The 16,184-nt window shown below is 46.9% G+C and carries 15 protein-coding genes; 4 read left to right on the forward strand and 11 right to left on the reverse strand.

The window, feature by feature from the left end; all coding sequences use genetic code 11:
* Window position 1: 1 nt before the first annotated feature.
* The 10 genes from QUB14_RS07690 to grxC all read right to left on the reverse strand — a co-directional run bounded on the left by QUB14_RS07690 (window position 2) and on the right by grxC (window position 11,169).
* Window positions 2-898 carry a TPR end-of-group domain-containing protein gene (locus QUB14_RS07690; protein WP_333216073.1) on the reverse strand — a complete coding sequence of 299 codons (897 nt, stop codon included), beginning with the start codon at window positions 896-898 and terminating at the stop codon, window positions 2-4.
* Between the two features lie 158 nt (window positions 899-1,056).
* Window positions 1,057-1,845: an SAM-dependent methyltransferase gene (locus QUB14_RS07695; RefSeq protein ID WP_333216075.1), complete on the reverse strand. Its 789-nt coding sequence runs from the start codon at window positions 1,843-1,845 to the stop codon at window positions 1,057-1,059.
* Window positions 1,846-2,039: 194 nt separating this feature from the next.
* The gene (locus QUB14_RS07700; protein WP_333216077.1) at window positions 2,040-2,336 is read right to left on the reverse strand and encodes an AAA-like domain-containing protein; all 297 of its coding nucleotides are present in this window, start codon (window positions 2,334-2,336) and stop codon (window positions 2,040-2,042) included.
* A gap of 60 nt (window positions 2,337-2,396) precedes the next feature.
* On the reverse strand, window positions 2,397-2,633 hold the full coding sequence (locus tag QUB14_RS07705; protein ID WP_333216079.1) for a hypothetical protein: 237 nt from the start codon (window positions 2,631-2,633) through the stop codon (window positions 2,397-2,399).
* Window positions 2,634-2,649: 16 nt separating this feature from the next.
* Window positions 2,650-5,151: a glycosyltransferase gene (locus QUB14_RS07710; RefSeq protein ID WP_333216081.1), complete on the reverse strand. Its 2,502-nt coding sequence runs from the start codon at window positions 5,149-5,151 to the stop codon at window positions 2,650-2,652.
* 702 nt (window positions 5,152-5,853) lie between these two features.
* The gene (locus QUB14_RS07715) at window positions 5,854-6,435 is read right to left on the reverse strand and encodes a hypothetical protein (protein ID WP_333216083.1); all 582 of its coding nucleotides are present in this window, start codon (window positions 6,433-6,435) and stop codon (window positions 5,854-5,856) included.
* Between the two features lie 166 nt (window positions 6,436-6,601).
* Window positions 6,602-8,440, reverse strand: a complete 1,839-nt coding sequence (locus tag QUB14_RS07720; RefSeq protein WP_333216085.1) for a CHAT domain-containing protein — start codon at window positions 8,438-8,440, stop codon at window positions 6,602-6,604.
* A gap of 108 nt (window positions 8,441-8,548) precedes the next feature.
* Window positions 8,549-9,688, reverse strand: coding sequence for a Gfo/Idh/MocA family oxidoreductase (locus tag QUB14_RS07725; RefSeq protein ID WP_333216087.1), 1,140 nt, complete (start codon window positions 9,686-9,688; stop codon window positions 8,549-8,551).
* A gap of 163 nt (window positions 9,689-9,851) precedes the next feature.
* On the reverse strand, window positions 9,852-10,838 hold the full coding sequence (gshB, locus tag QUB14_RS07730; protein WP_333216089.1) for a glutathione synthase: 987 nt from the start codon (window positions 10,836-10,838) through the stop codon (window positions 9,852-9,854).
* 67 nt (window positions 10,839-10,905) lie between these two features.
* The gene (grxC, locus tag QUB14_RS07735) at window positions 10,906-11,169 is read right to left on the reverse strand and encodes a glutaredoxin 3 (protein WP_333216091.1); all 264 of its coding nucleotides are present in this window, start codon (window positions 11,167-11,169) and stop codon (window positions 10,906-10,908) included.
* Window positions 11,170-11,699: 530 nt separating this feature from the next.
* On the opposite strand from grxC, the gene QUB14_RS07740 reads away from it, so the two are divergent.
* The gene (locus tag QUB14_RS07740; RefSeq protein WP_333216093.1) at window positions 11,700-11,870 is read left to right on the forward strand and encodes a hypothetical protein; all 171 of its coding nucleotides are present in this window, start codon (window positions 11,700-11,702) and stop codon (window positions 11,868-11,870) included.
* Between the two features lie 586 nt (window positions 11,871-12,456).
* Here the strand turns inward: QUB14_RS07740 and hflX are convergent.
* Window positions 12,457-14,049 (reverse strand): GTPase HflX, encoded by a 1,593-nt coding sequence (gene hflX, locus QUB14_RS07745; RefSeq protein ID WP_333216095.1) that lies wholly within the window; start codon window positions 14,047-14,049, stop codon window positions 12,457-12,459.
* A gap of 49 nt (window positions 14,050-14,098) precedes the next feature.
* Here hflX and QUB14_RS07750 point away from each other — a divergent pair, with 49 nt between their 5' ends.
* The 3 genes from QUB14_RS07750 to QUB14_RS07760 all read left to right on the forward strand — a co-directional run bounded on the left by QUB14_RS07750 (window position 14,099) and on the right by QUB14_RS07760 (window position 15,417).
* Window positions 14,099-14,224 carry a hypothetical protein gene (locus QUB14_RS07750; RefSeq protein WP_333063759.1) on the forward strand — a complete coding sequence of 42 codons (126 nt, stop codon included), beginning with the start codon at window positions 14,099-14,101 and terminating at the stop codon, window positions 14,222-14,224.
* A gap of 403 nt (window positions 14,225-14,627) precedes the next feature.
* Window positions 14,628-14,840 carry a chlorophyll a/b-binding protein gene (locus QUB14_RS07755; protein ID WP_190656884.1) on the forward strand — a complete coding sequence of 71 codons (213 nt, stop codon included), beginning with the start codon at window positions 14,628-14,630 and terminating at the stop codon, window positions 14,838-14,840.
* Between the two features lie 298 nt (window positions 14,841-15,138).
* Window positions 15,139-15,417, forward strand: a complete 279-nt coding sequence (locus QUB14_RS07760; RefSeq protein ID WP_333216098.1) for a Photosystem I reaction center subunit PsaK — start codon at window positions 15,139-15,141, stop codon at window positions 15,415-15,417.
* Window positions 15,418-16,184: the final 767 nt, after the last annotated feature.

The raw sequence follows: 16,184 nt of genomic DNA on the forward strand, positions 1-16,184 counted from the left end.
GTTAACCCTCCTGATTAATTAAAGATTGAAAACGCGGATGTTCGCGCAACTCAAGCCAAGCTATGTCGCGGCGGGCTAATTCAAGTGGCTCATTGTCGTCTAACAAGATAGCTTCTTGGAGACAGTTCAATGCCCGATCCCAGTCACCCTCAAGAGCAGCTAAACCACCTAACCTGTAAACAACACCAGCGCGTTTTGATTGCTCTTTGACCGCTTGTAAAGTGTTTCGCGTTGTTTCTATCTCTGCTTGCGCCGCTGCCAGACCTTTCAAGCGTGCTTTGACAACAACAAGGGTATACCAAGTAATATGGTCGTTTGAGTTATTCTTTAATCCTTGTTCGCAACAAGAAATTACTTCAGCATATCGCCCCATATAACTGAGTAGCAATCCGCGCTCACCAGGCCAATGGGCAATGATAGTATCGTCAAGAGCGATCGCTCGGTCAAAATCGACTAATGCTTCTTCATAACGCTCCATTCTTATGTAAAGGTTAATCCGGTACACGAGCGCCCAAGGGTAATCAGGCTGCAAGTCTATGGCTTGGTTAATATCAACAAGAGCATTCCTGTATTGCTTTAATTGGTAATAACACGATCCTCGGTGTGCAAGCGTCCAGGCGTGTTTGGGGTTAAGTGCGAGAGAAGGACTGAAATCAGCTATGGCTTGCTCGTAGCGTTTCATCAGCCGATAAGTTTCGCCCCGATGTGCGATCGCCCAAGCATACTCAGGCTCCAATTCGATAACTCGGTTAAAATCGTCTAAAGCTGCTTCAAAATGTCCCGTCAGCCGATGGTTTTCACCACGATGAGCCAGAGCCTTAGCATCGTCAGGGTTTGGTTCTATTGTTCGATTGATGTCGGCTAAAGTTTCGCGATCGTTTAGCGTGCCGGATGGCATATCTCTCTCCATTACAGAGCTTTTTTATCTCTAGTTTCAGAACAGTATAAAGCGAGATTACCACATTTTTTCTCGTTTAACACATATTTAATAAAACTACACTTTTTGTCCGCCAGATTAAAAGTGTAGTTTTTACTACATTATCTTGGCAAAATACCTTAAGTTTCTTTAACAAAAGACATACCCAACCGCGCCATCATTTCACTGTCTACAGGTGCAGGCGCTTGAGGCGGAACATAAAGTGTCGAAACTAGAGTAACACGAGTCTCAGCCAGTTTGGACAGAGGAATATGCTGGATAACTGGCTCGCAAACCGGGTAATAAACCGCTGCTTCGTAAACAATTACTTCGTGGTCAGAACCATAGTATGTTTCTAACACTTCAGCTAACACATTTAGACCGCGCAATTGAATCTCCTTTTGATAAAAACCCAGATTCCCGATAGTCGCAATCTGCCACAAAATTAAAGCACTGGTCGGGTCAAATTTCCGCCGCCGAATCAGAAAATCTGTCGCTTCAAAACTTTGACATCCATTGCGTCCTGGGTCAATACCGAGGTCTGCAAACAAGCAATCTTCGGCTGAAATTCCTGGTAACATTTGCGCCCTAAAACCTTCACGGCGCGCCTGTTTAATCGCTTCATGGGTGGGGTAAGCGAAAACACCGGGATGACCGTAAAAAACTGCACAAACATTCAAACCCTGACGAACTTCAGCCAAAATGCGATCGACCATTTCTCGATAAGTTTCTCTACGCCGCTGATTGTTGGTATTGTAAGGTAAGGCTTCTGCGATGGGATTGAGTGTCTGTAGCCATTTAGCAGTAACAGGATCGGCTACGGCGAACAGAACTTTGTCAGCTTGCTCGATCCACGCCTTCGCTGCTAAGGTCAGATGACCAACTAATTGAATTCCCGTCCCGACAACAGTTAAAGAGCCCGTTTTCAAATGTAACTTCCTCCAAGCGATCGCAAAATGTGTTTCAGTTATGGTAGTAACGCAAATTGCTAGTTATATAATTAAAGCTGCTAAAGTTGTCGTTGTAGGCGATCGTCATAAATTCCGGCACAGATGGGAGAGTTTTGCAACACTTGCTCTGGAGTGACATCCCCACGCCCGATATGATAAAGACCTACCCGTACTCAATAGGTATTCCTGTTTACAAAACCCGTCAGTTGCTGGGCATCTTCGGCTGACCAATCCAGTCCTTGCCGTTTCGCCCAATCCTGCACTTGGTCGCTGTTAAAGGGCCGTAGCCCCACATTAAACGGCGATTTATTTGCGCTCAGCGGGATATACAGCTTAGTGGAGTGTACCACGACTAACCGGAGCTTTCGCCCAATTCCCCGATTTTTTCCTTCCTCGTGCCAAGTTCGCAAAAGTCCGCAAAAGTCGATGTCAAATTGGGATAGGCAAACAAGCGATCGATATCGCCTCAAGCTAACACTAAAAGTTTGGTTGTTGAGAGTAGCAAATACTGCTGGAAGTAGATCTTGCAGCTAACCAGGATGCCAAACAGCTACTCCCAAAATTCTGGTATTTGATTTCCAAGTTGCAAACCCAAACCGACGTTCGTAGAACCACCCCAATAATTTATCCAAATCTTGAAAATTATCTCTATTTGCTAACTGAAAATGTATAAAAATTTTTGCACCATTACTTAAAAGAGATGAGGTAAGATTCTCTAAAAATCCCTCAGCCTTCATCTGCTGATATTTGGGGTGAAAAATTCCCAACTAGGAGAAATTCCCTCTAAAGCTGCGAAACTGCGATCGGTCTAACTGACCTATTCCTCTCAAAAACAGCCCTCGGTTTCAAAGCAATTCTCAGCAACAGCCACAGCGATCGCCATTCTCCGGGAGTTTCCTGCCGCTGCCACTGGCCCGGGCGACAGTACAGCATTTCGATCAAACAGCGGTGCTGGCTAATGTTCAGGCGATCGAACGCAATCCGCACAGTAGGAAATTCCCCAACACTGCACCCAACACCATCCCGAAAACTCGACTCCAACTGAGATTTATCGCTAACCAACTCAATCTTAGCCACAGGAATAAAACAGTTCTCTTCCATAATTTCCAGAGTGGCCGAATCGCAATCAATCAAACCTTTGGCCAAACGACGCTCAGTGCCCAACTCAACAACAGACGGCGCTACCGATCTCCTTGCTTTGACTGCCGCACTTCGAGGAACCGCTTTTATTTTACCCTGCGATAAACTTGTCTCAAAGGCATATTTTGGCAAAATTTCTGCTGCTGTAAAACTCTCTTTACTGCCTTTATTTTTCACCGCAAAACTTGGCCACTGCGTCAGAGCAACTTCAGCGCCACTTTCCGAAATTACAGTGGTTACACCCCAAAAACTTTGACCGCCAATATTCAATTGTACAACCCTGCGTAAATTGAACCATTCGTAAATGTCCGGCTTAGGAATATCCACCAAAATCAGTAATGCAATCCCGATCATCAGCAGGTTGTAAGCGCTCCAAATCCATCCCAAACTCATTCCTTTTGACAAATGTACACTTTCTGATATTGAGTGTACGGTGCCAGCATTTTTAACTAAATTAATGTTTAAATTGTGCCACAAACTGACTGCTGTAGCTGCGAACAAGACAATCAAAGGCCATCCCAAATTCCAGTTAAAACGAAAGCGATCGCTCGCAATTCCTTTTGGCGTCACCTGAAACCCTTTCCCAAAGGGATTCAGCATGGAACTCACCACCGTCACCGCTAAAGGAATACACTGGACGAACGAATAAATATCCGAAAGCAAAGCCGAGCCGGATCTGCGGTTCAGCCAAGAAAACACAGTAAGCTGCACCAAATAGTAAGGCAGGAAAAAGTACAGCAATTCCCGCGCACTTGCCCGCAAAGGAATTATGTCGAAAAACGAATAACCTAAAGGTATTAACAGATATAAAACCTTGGTTAAACTGGTAAACCAGTGCAGCAATCCTTCCAAATGAGACAGCCTTTGTACGAATGTGAGACCGCGAATTGTTAAAGGATTGGAATCAATAAAAAATGCCTGAAGCGTGCCTCGCGCCCAGCGTAGCCTTTGATTTAGATGAGCCTCTATATTTTCAGCCGCCAAACCAGCACTCAATTTTTCATCTAAATAAACTAAGCGATCTCCGGTTGCTGACAGCCGAATTCCGGTAAAATAATCTTCGCAGATTGAATCTGTGACCAAGCCTCCCGCTGTTTCTAAAGCACTCCGCCTAACTACAAAAGATGTACCGCAACAAACCACGCTGTCGGCGCTGTCTTTGATGATTTCAATTTGCCTGTAAAATATTTCTTCTTCCGGCGCGAGCACATTTTCTAAACCTAAATTACGGGAGATGGGGTCGTGGTTGTAAAAGCTTTGCGGTGTTTGAACGAGGGCGATTTCGGGATTTTGAAAAAATCCAACTGTTCGAGTTAAAAAGTTTTTAGTGGGAATAAAATCTGCATCGAAAACTACAATTAGTTCTCCATTAGTAAGGCCTGTGGCATGGTTAATGTTTCCAGCTTTGGCGTGAATATTATCGGGTCTGGTTATATACTCGCATCCCAGTTCTTTTGCCAGCCACTTGATTTCATGCCGCTTAGTATCGTCGAGCAAATATACTTTTTTGTTGGCATAATCTAAAGCTTGACAGCCGATTACAGTGCGCCGTAAAATAAACGCCGGTTCATTGTAAGTTGGGATAAAAATATCTACGGACGGGGTGAAGTTTCCAGCTTCAACTGCAACTGCCATGCGATCGGCTTCTCGACGCCGGTCTTTCATTCTCAGCATTAAATACAGTTGAATACTGGTGTTGAAAACCAGTAGCATTTCTAGGAAAAACAGCCCCAAACTAAAGATACCGTTGAGGGGATCGGTTAAATTTAGAGTAGCGAGCGATCGCCATAAAACGTAGCGAATGGTTAAAGCCAGAACTATTGCAACTACCACAGCGCGCGACCATTTCTGCGGTTGAGGCGAAATTTTAATTGCCGCTAAAGCAACGGAGACAAGCGCGATAGTCGGCACTAACAAATACATCTTGCTCGTAGCAGGCACTTGCAGCCACACAGGCGGGTTTTGCTGCCAAGTGTTGATTGTGGCAAAAATACCGCTGACTGTACCTTCACGGGCAAACCAGGCCCCAGCGATCGCACCTGCGAAAGCAACCGCCCCCAACACGACTAGCGTTGCCATCGGCACCCGCGAAATCCGCCAAAAGCGGCGTTTCAAGTCTTGAAGATCAAATCTTGAAGTTGTCATAAAATAATTTTAAAGTCCCGATCGTGCATACAACAGTAACGGTTTCCTGCTGTCCACTTTTTAATTCAGTTGAAAATTCCGATACACCCCAATTATTATATTTACATTTTTTAACATTCTGACCATTGTATGATAATTCATCTTGCTTGGTGTTGCCAAACTTCTTAGCGAGTCCAAACCTGGCAAAATATAGCAGAAGGAAGAAGGAAAAAGCCTTTAGTTATCGTCGCGAGAGAAGTCAATCGATTTTAGATTTTAGATTTTAGATTTTAGATTGAAGCATTGACCCCACGGATAAATTCGGGGGCTTGTATCCTGGATGCTTTCGGTCAGAAGCACTCTTCGGCAAGGATTTCAGCAATTAAGAACCTCCTAAGTTACCTTTTGCTGACATTACTGCAAAAGGCTTTCGGGCCTGTTCCACAATAAAAAATTTTTATTGTGGGCCGTTTCTCGGACGCCACCCCTAAAAAGGTTATTAAAAATGCTGCCACATCTGACTCCTAACCGTCGGGCGCGCTTGCTATAGTTCAAAAAAAATTATCTTGTCTACAAATCAAATAGGATTGCTATATCAAACTATAGCAATCCATAGGACTTAACAATTAGACGAATTAAACATCTAACTAAAGGTAGATTAATTTTATATTAATTTAAAAAAAATTACCGCTATCGCAGCCCAAAAACCCAGCCATCAAAAAACTAATCAGCAATTTCTAATTGCGAGATTGCATAGCGGGCAACAGCCAAACTAACTCTGGCTTGTTCTATTTCCGACAATTGGGCCCAAGGTCTTTTAGTCGCCATGACCAATTCCCCCCCTTCCGAATCAACATCTCGCATGGCATAAGCCAAAGGACGTGCCAACACCTGCAAATCTTCCTCAGCCCACTGAGGCAAAATATCTAAGACACACTCTACCATTTGGTCAGCTAAAGATTGATACTTAACAGTTGCGTTTTGCACGCTTTGAGCGATGCTGGCCAGAAAATCTTGAGGAACGCGAGCAAATTTTTCGCGCAAAGACTTTTGCAGAGCAGTCGTCAGCCAAACTTGTTCTAATTGCGAGAATAAAACTTGCGACTTCAGGGTAATATCGCTGTCGCTGAATGAATCAGATAGCGCAAATTCCTGCTCTAGGGCAGTTAAATAAGATTCGGATTCAAGCTGTGCAGGATTCCAGGGGTAAGCAACATCAGTCTGAACAATTGTGGCGAGAAGTTCCATCTGGGCCTGAGTTTGAGAGTCGCGGAAATATTCAGAATCTGTAGATTGGGTAGCCATGATGTAATACCTAAGTGGGAAAAGGAAAAGACAGAGGGGGGACTGTGCCAAGAGCTAGTTGCGAGCTATCAGTGGTAAATAACTCTTTTAAATTCAGACTGGAGACTCAACGCCCAGAACTTTGCTGTGCCACTCGCCGCTTGCCTTCATTAGCTACACCCGCACCTTAATTCGTTCCGCAATCAGTCTCACTGTAGCCCGAAGTTTTTGGAACCTCAATAGTGAACTCAAAAATCTGACCTTGAGAACTGCCAAATTTTAGTTGAGTGCCACTGCGTAGCAGCAATTCTTGGTGGTGAACTCTCTGCCATCCCTCAGATCCCAAAACTAGAGTCCCGTAGCGAGAAAAATCGCGCAGGAAGTAGCTAGGTTCTTCCCGCCTATCTCCGATAGTGTTTCGGCAGAAAATCTCGGCGTGTTTTTGAGAAACCCACTGTTCTCGAATCACTACGTCGTTTTCTTCCCAGCGTCCGACTCGAACCATACCTGCGCGAATCGGCCAAACCTGATTGGTCGAGTCGGTGGATTTGGCATTTGGTCGATCGCGCCCCCGCAAATAAGCACAAGACGGCAACCGTCCCAGCCAAGTAGAAGAATTTAAAGGCAACTCTGTTTTGAGGTCATCTACCGGCTCAGTTAGCTGACCGTCAAACTCAGGGTGCATATACAGCACAGGCAGCGTCCAAGCCGGTTGATTGAACTTGTAGAGCGTTAGTAACTGCTGTCTGGCGACGGCGACTGCCCGATCGATCGACATCCGTCCTGCCAAAGCTTGGGCAAAAGTTTGGATAAAACTCAGGGCCTCGCGATCGGCGATCGAGTCCCGCATCCCCAACACCGCAGGCACCCCGTGATGGATCAGTACCTCAGCCAAACTGCTGCGGGCGATCGCCTGTTGCTGGCCGTTAGTTGAGTGCAGCCTCTCCACCGCCGGCTGAGCTCCCCAGCAGGCATTAAACACTGCCAGAGTCACGCGGCACCGAACTAAAACCTGAGCCAGTTCAGTACCGTTAATCGCCGTTTCCGGCCCCAAAAATAACAAGCCGCCGTCGGGGCCCGGTATTCCGTGGCCGGCGTAAAACAGAATGTTGTAAGCTTGCGTTTCCAGCCGAGAAATGAGTTCCGCCGGAGTAGGTTCGATCAGAGTATCGACGCGAGTCGGAACGCTGATGTCAAAATATTTGCCGCTGTCGTCGGTTTGAAAAGCACTTTCCAGAACGCCAGCTAGGGCAAGTGCTTCTTCTCCCAACTGCAAATGACCGTTATTGCTGTTGGAAAATTGAGAATTAGCACCGCGGCCGGGTTCTGCTTGTCCCAAAACTAGCAAAATGTTGAGCGACTCCGCAGGCTGCAGGGGTGGCAAAGGTTCAACATTGCTGGTAGTGCGGCTGAACAGCAGTTGTTGCGACAGAGAAATTGCCGGTTGACCGGCTTGAGGCTGCATAATTTCCCAAGGCAAAGCAATTAAATACGGTTCGCGCAAGTCTACGCGCACTCGCAGGGGTAGATTTTGCCCGATCGCGATACCTTTACTTTCCTGGAGACTACCCTGAATCGGCCCTTCAAACAGCCACTGCCAAAGATTAATCCCCAAATGCTGCATCAGGCGGCTGCTGTAGCTTGCCGGTGGCCGAGGCGGATGCTGATCCCCTTTGTCGCCCCACCCCCGCTGGCCGAGGTGCAGCGGCACAGAGGGCGTCGCTGGAGCGAGGTCTAGCGACTGAAGACTTCGTTGTTCAGTTTCTGCCAGTATATTCTGGTTGTTTTCCGGCGAGACGAAACTGCCATCAGGATTTAGGGGCAATTCGTGAATTGTCCCGGAGGGCGAAAACATTTCCTGCCAAGCTTTCCAAGATTGGGATAGGGTATCGGGCCACATACAGTCGTGGTGAACGTACCCGCTGGGATAGGGAGCTTGTAGAACCCAAGTGGCAAAATGGTTTGCCCCAGCGGTTCTCAGGCGAGCGATCGCTATACTGAGGCAAGGACTTTCAGGGCGCGCCATTCACAACTACCGACTCTGGATATAGGGTTGGATTGAGTTTATCTATTCGTAGTTTATCGGGTTTAGGGTGCGATCGAGTGCGTGAGATTGCTTTGGCAGTTTTTACTTTTACTTAGTATCCAAAAATTTATCTATATTCGGTAAATCTACCCAAGTTCCCGTAGCATTCGACTCCTGGGTCAAATCCATCAACAACTGGGAGTAAACCCCTTCCCTGAGGGACGGTATCAAAGATTTACCTGCATCTATTGCTTCTACCCACCTATCTACTACTCGAATAAACGGTGCAATCCTCCCGTCTGGATAAACTTGAGGAAACTCCAATCTTTGAGGAATTTTGATTTCAGCTAAAGGTTCTCCACCTTGGGAACCCCACAAGCGAAATCCGTGGACGTAATCTTGCTGGTTGTCGCTTCCCAACACCAACGTACCCTTACTCCCGTATATTTCCACCCAGTGTCCCCGCCCTTGATAAGTAACAGAACTCAAACAAACTTGACAAGGAGTGCCCCCGGCTAATTCCAACATCAACGTGCACGAATCATCGGCATCAACTAATTTTAAATTTCCCCAATCATTCGGATCGGGCCGCCGCGAAATTCCTGTAATCAAATGCCCAGAAAGCCTCTGCGGCGGGCCGAACAGCCAGCTAATATAATCAAATACGTGAGAACCTGTCGCGCCCAAAACTCCGCCCCCTCGCTCTTTTTGCGCGTACCAATTCCAGGGGCGACTCGCATCAGCGCGGCTCGACACCAGCCAATCAATCTTAATTAAACGCTTTTCTCCCACATATTCTGCTGCCAATAATTCTGCTAGCATTTGCCATGCGGGGATGAAGCGAAACTCAAAATCCATTGTGGCAATTGCTCTCGAACCACCATTTTTAAAATCGGTTTGAGATTCGTTGTTTGCCAATCGGTATAGTTCCCTGGCTTCATTTGCTGTTAGGGCTGTGGGTTTTTCTAATAATAAATGCTTGCCTGCTTCCAAGACGGTTTTTGCCATTTCAAAATGCAAAAATGGCGGTGTGGAAATGCTGGCGCCCGCTACTTCTGGGATCGCTACTATATCGGCGATCGAGTCGCAAGCGTAGGGGATATTGTGGGTAGAGGCGAGATCCTTTGCTTTGTCTAAATTCCGGTGGTAAACAGCCACAACCTCTGTCCGGTGATGGGCCTGGAATCCGGGAAGGTGTACTTTTTGACCGAAACCTGTACCGACTACTGCAACGCCAATTTTTGACATAATTTAATAATTGGGAATTGGGAATTGGGAATTGGGAATTGGGAATTGGGAATTGGGAATTGGTAGCAACTAACAAATAACTAACGACTGCAACATCTGCCTGACGCTCGATAATTAATCCGTGTATCCGTGTCCTAATCTGTGTCGTGCTTTCCTTCTTCCCTCATCCTTCTTCCTTCTTCCTTCTGCCTTCTTCCTTCTCCACCCATTCAATTACTTGTTTGCCCAAATTAACGCCGTCAAACAAGTCAATTTCTCTGATCCCTGTAGGGCTGGTGACATTAACTTCTGTGAGATAACCGCCAATGATATCAATGCCGACAAAGTACAGTCCGTCCCGTTGCAGCACGGGTTCTAACTGAGCGCAAATTTGCAGTTCGCGATCGGTAATTTCTGTTTTTGCGACTCGACCGCCGACGGCCATGTTGCCGCGAAATTCATTGCCAGTGGGAATGCGGTTGATAGCACCAATGGGCTTGCCGTTCAACAATATAATCCGTTTATCTCCCTCTTTTGCTTCGGGCAGATAAGTCTGAACCATCACTGGAATTTGCCCTTGTTGAGTGCTAATTTCGACCAGGGAGTTAAGATTGCGATCGTCGGCTTCCAAGAACAAAATCCCCTCGCCAGCTTTGCCACCCAAGGGTTTAAGAACTGCTGCTCCTTTTTTCTCAACAAATTGCCGAATTACCTGCTTGTTTTGAGAAACAATTGTCTCGGGGATCGCTCCCTCAAATTGCAAAGCATACATCTTTTCATTCGCCGCCCGCAATCCTTTGGGACTGTTAACTACCAAAGTTTTAGTGGGATCGATGCCGTCTAGAAGGTAAGTAGCGTAGAGGTAAGGAATGTTGACTGGGGGGTCTGTCCGCATAAATACTGCGTCCATTGCTTCCAGAGGCTGCAAAGTAGGCTGTTCTACCTGGTACCAAGCCTCAGCAGCCTCCCAGCGTCCATCTAGCAGTTTGACTGGGGTGAGGGCTACCCGACTTAGCATTGCCCAGGTTTTGCCGCCGATGACGCTTAGTTCGTTGGCTTGAGTCGCCCAGACTTCGTGACCCAACTCTTGAGCGGCTTCCATCAGCGCTACGCTGGTATCGTGTCCTGGAATTAGTCGCGCGAGGGGATCGATGATGAATGCAAATTTCATTGTCAATTAAAATTAAGAATTGGTCACCGGAAAATTTGGGCTAACTAAAAATCCCACAGGGAAGGCCTTATTTTGCTGCTAGCAACGGATCTAGCAGGCCTTGAGTATCGAGTCTGTGGATGTCGTCGCAGCCGCCTATGTGTTGGTCGTTAATGAATATCTGGGGCAGGCTGCGCCCTCCGTTGGCTCGAGCCCTCATTTGAGCCCGTGCTGCTTCATCTCCGTCGATCGCGTACTCTGTAAAATCAATCCCTTTTCGCTTTAGCAGTGCTTTGGCACGAACGCAAAACGGGCAGGTTCTCCAAGTGTAAATTTCTACTTTAGGGGTCATGGGACGCTCAAACAATAACAATATTTTTTAATTGTAATCTTAACCCTAGTGCGGACTGTTTTTAGTTCCTAGGCTGAAACCCTTGATTTTTCGTTGGTAGCGAACTTGCCTTGGAGCCTTGAAACCCTTATTATACGGTTGACTCTCAAAAACTGTCCGAGGGATTGATCTTAACCAATCTTATTTTAATTTTTATATTTTAATTTTTATTACATATAGCAACCTTCTCGGCGTTGCACCGGAGGTTATTCATTGCTGAAACCCTTGCCGGGAAGTGCATTTGCCTTCTTCCTTGTTTTTACCCTGACTGAAGTCGCTATAGCTTTCTTCCTTCAACATCCGGCTCTATTTGCAGCGCACAAGCTAGGTGTGAAGTTATTTTGTATACAAGTTTTTATTATTTTATATATTAAGTAAACAAATACCCATGCTTAAATAAACCGAGACATTTGGAAGGCAAACAGGTTGGTCCTCAGCCTGCCTAGCGCTGCGGACCAACCTGCTTGTTTCGCTTTCTGCACGAACAGATCATGCCTGCACCTGTCAGTAGGACTGCGATCGCAGTACCCGGTTCAGGAATAGAAGTTGAGTCTCTCGAAGGTGTGCTTGGGTATATTTCGGGCAAGCTCGGCTGGGTCGCCAATGGCGGGTCCGGTTCCGTTGGTGTTGAGTCCTGGCTGGGGGTACAGGCACTAGAATAATTTCCAGGCCCACACACATCTACTTGTGCTGAAGCCGGAGGGGCGGCAGCTAGATAGTAAAACGCTGTTGCCATTGTGGCAGAGAGTCCAATTGCTAGTTTTGCCAGTGGCGTACACATAACTATTTAGTTAAACAGTGGTAAAATCGAAAAATAGAAATAGTCCTAGAGATTAGCGCTGTACGACGGGCAAGGATTTTAGAGTTCTTACAATAAATGGATGTATTCTCTGGCGGACGTCTGTAAAAGATAGTATAGCGCTTGAGGTGAGTGCCCAAACACTTTAATAATAATATTATTCTCTTTCACCTTTACGTCGCGTACCGTGGTTGGGCCAGAGTGAAGCAACATCTTTTTGCAACCTCTGAACCAATAGCCGTTACAGCCATTAACAAAGAGTGTTTTTACCTTGACCGGGGCCTCCGGAAATTATTTATTTAACCGATCGCAAAATAGAGATGCTGTATTGTACTTTGCAATGCACAATCTGACTACTCTTTTATGATCTCATAGTTCGACTAGATCTGTCCTCAGTATATGTACGTATATTCCCCCATGTCAACTACCCAAAAGAAATATTTCAGTAATTACCGAGGGTAGAGGGCGTATTGAATGAGCTGAGCTAATCTGTCGCGGAGAGTTTCCATCCCCAAACCTTTGGCGGCCGAAATAAATACTGCTTGAGGAAATTCTTCCCGGGCGAGGGCGAGAGTATCTCCATCTACGGCATCTATTTTGTTAAAAACTACAAGGGCTGGCCCGGGAGTGACGGGCATATCTGTCAAAATATTCATGACGGATCGAATTTGGCTCTGCCACGCCGGATGGGAGAGATCGACAAGGTGCAGCAAAGCATCGGCGTCAGTGACTTCTTCGAGGGTAGCCCGGAAAGCGTCGATCAAGGCGGGGGGCAGTTCGCGAATAAAGCCCACTGTATCTGTGAGGACGAGCGACAGGGGTTCCCCGGTGACGCCGGGAATGGTCAACCGTCGAGTTGTGGGGTCGAGGGTGGCAAATAACTGGTCGGCGGCATAGACCTCGGAATTCGTGAGCAGGTTGAGCAGAGTCGATTTACCGGCGTTGGTGTAGCCGACGATCGCCACTGAGGGTACGTCGTGATGATGGCGGTTCTGCCGCAGCCGGAATCGGTGCGCCAGGAGTTGATTTACTTCTTGCTGCAATCGAGAAATGCGTTTGGCGATCGTCCGCCGTTCGGTTTCTAGTTTGGTTTCCCCGGGACCTCTGGTACCGATGCCGCCACCCTGTCTCGACATTGCCTGACCGCGACCTCTGAGCCGGGGCAGGGCGTACTCTAGCTGAGCGAGTTCGACTTGTAATTTACCCTCGCTCGTTCGAGCTCTTTGGGCAAAGATGTCGAGAATTACCTCTGTGCGATCGACTACGCGGATACCTATCTGAGTTTCCAAGTTCCGTATTTGTGCGGGGGCCAAGTCGCGATCGAATACCACGAGGTTAGCGCTAACCGTCTGAGCCGCGAGGGAAATTTCCTGAACTTTGCCTTCGCCGACGACTGTCTGCGGATGGGGGCGCGATCGTTTTTGGCGCACTGTTTGCAGCACCTGACCCCCCGCGCTTTCAACCAGCCGCGTGATTTCTGCGAGCCCGTCCTCAAACTCCAACTGAGTCATGTGCTGAGTCATTACACCTACCAACAGCACTTTATCTTGGTCTGCATCGACCTCCCCCGCGACAAACTCTGCTTCAAACTCTGCTTCGAGTCCTTCCACCAAATCCAGAAAGTCTTGGTTGGCGAGTTCGTCCAAATTTAGCGGTTCTGATATTTTCCAGGGAAAGTGTTGAGTTTTGATTAGTGACTTTTGAATTGAAGGCTCTTCTATTTCATCAGTTGAATCTGGTTCTAACTGAGCGCTCAAAACAGAGAACTCAAAATTTGGTTGGTCTCCCTGGGGTATCAAGTGAGCGAGATAAGTTTCTTGGATGTAACCAGTCGCACCGCCGCCGCGGCGCTGAAATCCTCCGCCGGTCAGTGTCAGCCAAACGAGGGCGTCGAGGCGCTGAATTGCCATTGCTGTGAGAGCTGCTTCGCTTGGGGTTTCTGGCTTCAGATGGGTGGCGATGCAGCGAATGCCGCTGAGGCGACCTCCCCCGTAGCGGGGCAATTCTAAGGGCGCAATCTGCGTTTGGCGGGGTGTACCCACGCCGACGCGAATTACTTGTCCCCGGCGGTTGATGTAGGTGCAGATTGGTTTGTCTATTTCCGTGCTGATCGCGGCGACGCGCTGGGCGAATTCTGCCGTGGTGATGCGATCGCCCGGTAGTCGCTGGTGGTACAGCTTTTCGAGTTGCTTGAGCTGGCTGGACTTTAAACCTTGAAGATGGCCGTAGATGGTTTCGATAACTGTTTCTCCCGATCGATCTGTTTATCTCCTATTTTAGTAAACTCAAGGGCGATCGTGTTCGGGTTTTAAGTTGAAATTTACTAAATTTTCTTGCCTCTAGCAGAGCGCGGATTGAGTCTTGTCGAGTCACCAGCGCCGTTGTTTGTCGCGAGGCTGCGAGCGAGCCTTTCACAGCGGCCACCTCAGCTTGCAGTTGTATTTAGTATTTACAGATACAGGCGATCGCTGAAAAATCTCGCGCAACAAAACTTAACACTTTATTTTTTGTTTCAAAATCCTCCTTTAGACTTGTGTGTATCTTGGGCCTAGAGACAGATAGCAAAGCAGAAATTAGGTCGCTACCATGAGAAGCGAACATTGTTAAGGAATGTAAAAACATGGAAACTCGTCCTACTAACGTGCCTCCTACGGCTAATGCTTACAACGGTAAAGATCGGAATGCCTTTCTGTTTGGCTTCAACCCGCAAGCAGAACTTTGGAACGGTCGCTTAGCGATGATTGGTTTCTTAGCTTATTTGCTGTGGGACGCCGCTGGATATAGCGTTCTGCGTGACATCCTTCACTTTCTGCCTACCTACATTGCTCAGTAATGAGTAGCTGTCTGTCCTGTCTGGCAGCGTGAGTAAATGCCGCCACTGCCAGACAGGCTAAAAGTTACAAATGGCAGCGAGTATGGTTTTGTCCCTTTGTATCTTTCGTTACTTTTGAATGGCATTAAGAGACTTCTTGCTGTGATTCGATGATTACGGGTGGGGGCGATGTCGCTGGCGCGGTGAATATTGACAGCAACAGATATTTATTACGTAAAGGCGATCGCTCCTGCTATATTGGTGGAAAGAAATCTCATCGAGCATTTCTGATAGTTTATGAAAAATAGGAGCATCAACCATGATTAACTCAAATTTACTGGCAGTAGTAGCATCGACTGTGACTGACACAGCCTCAGGAAATTGGCAAAAGCCTCTGGTGATGTTTATTTGCAATATCTTAGCCTTGCTAGTTCTCAGCCGCCGAATTTGGTATCCCCACGTCGGGCCGAAAATGCCTTTGCCCTTCCCGTCTTTGTTCAACAATGTTAGCGTGCCGGCATTTCTGGCTTGCATGAGCGCAGGTCATTTGCTGGGAGTATTGGCGATTTTGACGCTGAGTATCGACAAGGCTATCTAGTAGCAATTGCGCCGCTGTTTGGGCGATTTCTTGCTGCAATTTGTTGGTTAAGCGGCTGACAAAAAATGGCAGGGGTAAGTGAAAAGCACTCACCCCTAATTTTAATTTTCTTTATAAAATGACGCAGAAATCGGTTTTTTTACCATGCACCTACAACTAACGGGGCTTAAACAAATTTCAAGCCCAAACTAGCTTGCTCGACAGGAAATAGGTCACTGTTGGCTTATAGCGCACCCACAAATCTATAAGATATAGCTGTTGTCAAAGCTTTTAATATCTCCGTAAAAGTAGTTAAAAATTGCGATGCCCTTAGCAAGGACGCAATTCTCCCTTCAACTGATACCAAATTACCAAACGGTAGACCCAAAATACTAATATTCAATGCCCATAAAGACGGCTCATTCCTCTGACGGGATACTAGGCATAATCCTAACAATTTCTGAGAATCACGATAGAATAACTCTAGCCAATTACGTTGGAAGTAGGTTGTTGCTCAAGAGTGATGATTCTTCTACAAAGAAATCAGCTTTAGAGATAGCTGGATTACCAAACCAGCAATGCCTTATGCTGAAAGCAACACAAAATATATAACTATTCATCAGGTCAATTTGGGCAGTAGTTTGTATACGGCAAACTGCTCAAATGTTGTTGGAGTGAGGCTCTCAGGGGTTCGTGCTGTGGCATAAATTCCAATACGGTTCAGTTAAGGGCTATGCAGTGCTTAAAACAATAAATACAGGAGGATTCATTATGATTCCAGTACCTCT

The organism is Microcoleus sp. B3-D2 (genome assembly GCF_036705345.1).
GTDB lineage: Bacteria > Cyanobacteriota > Cyanobacteriia > Cyanobacteriales > Microcoleaceae > Microcoleus.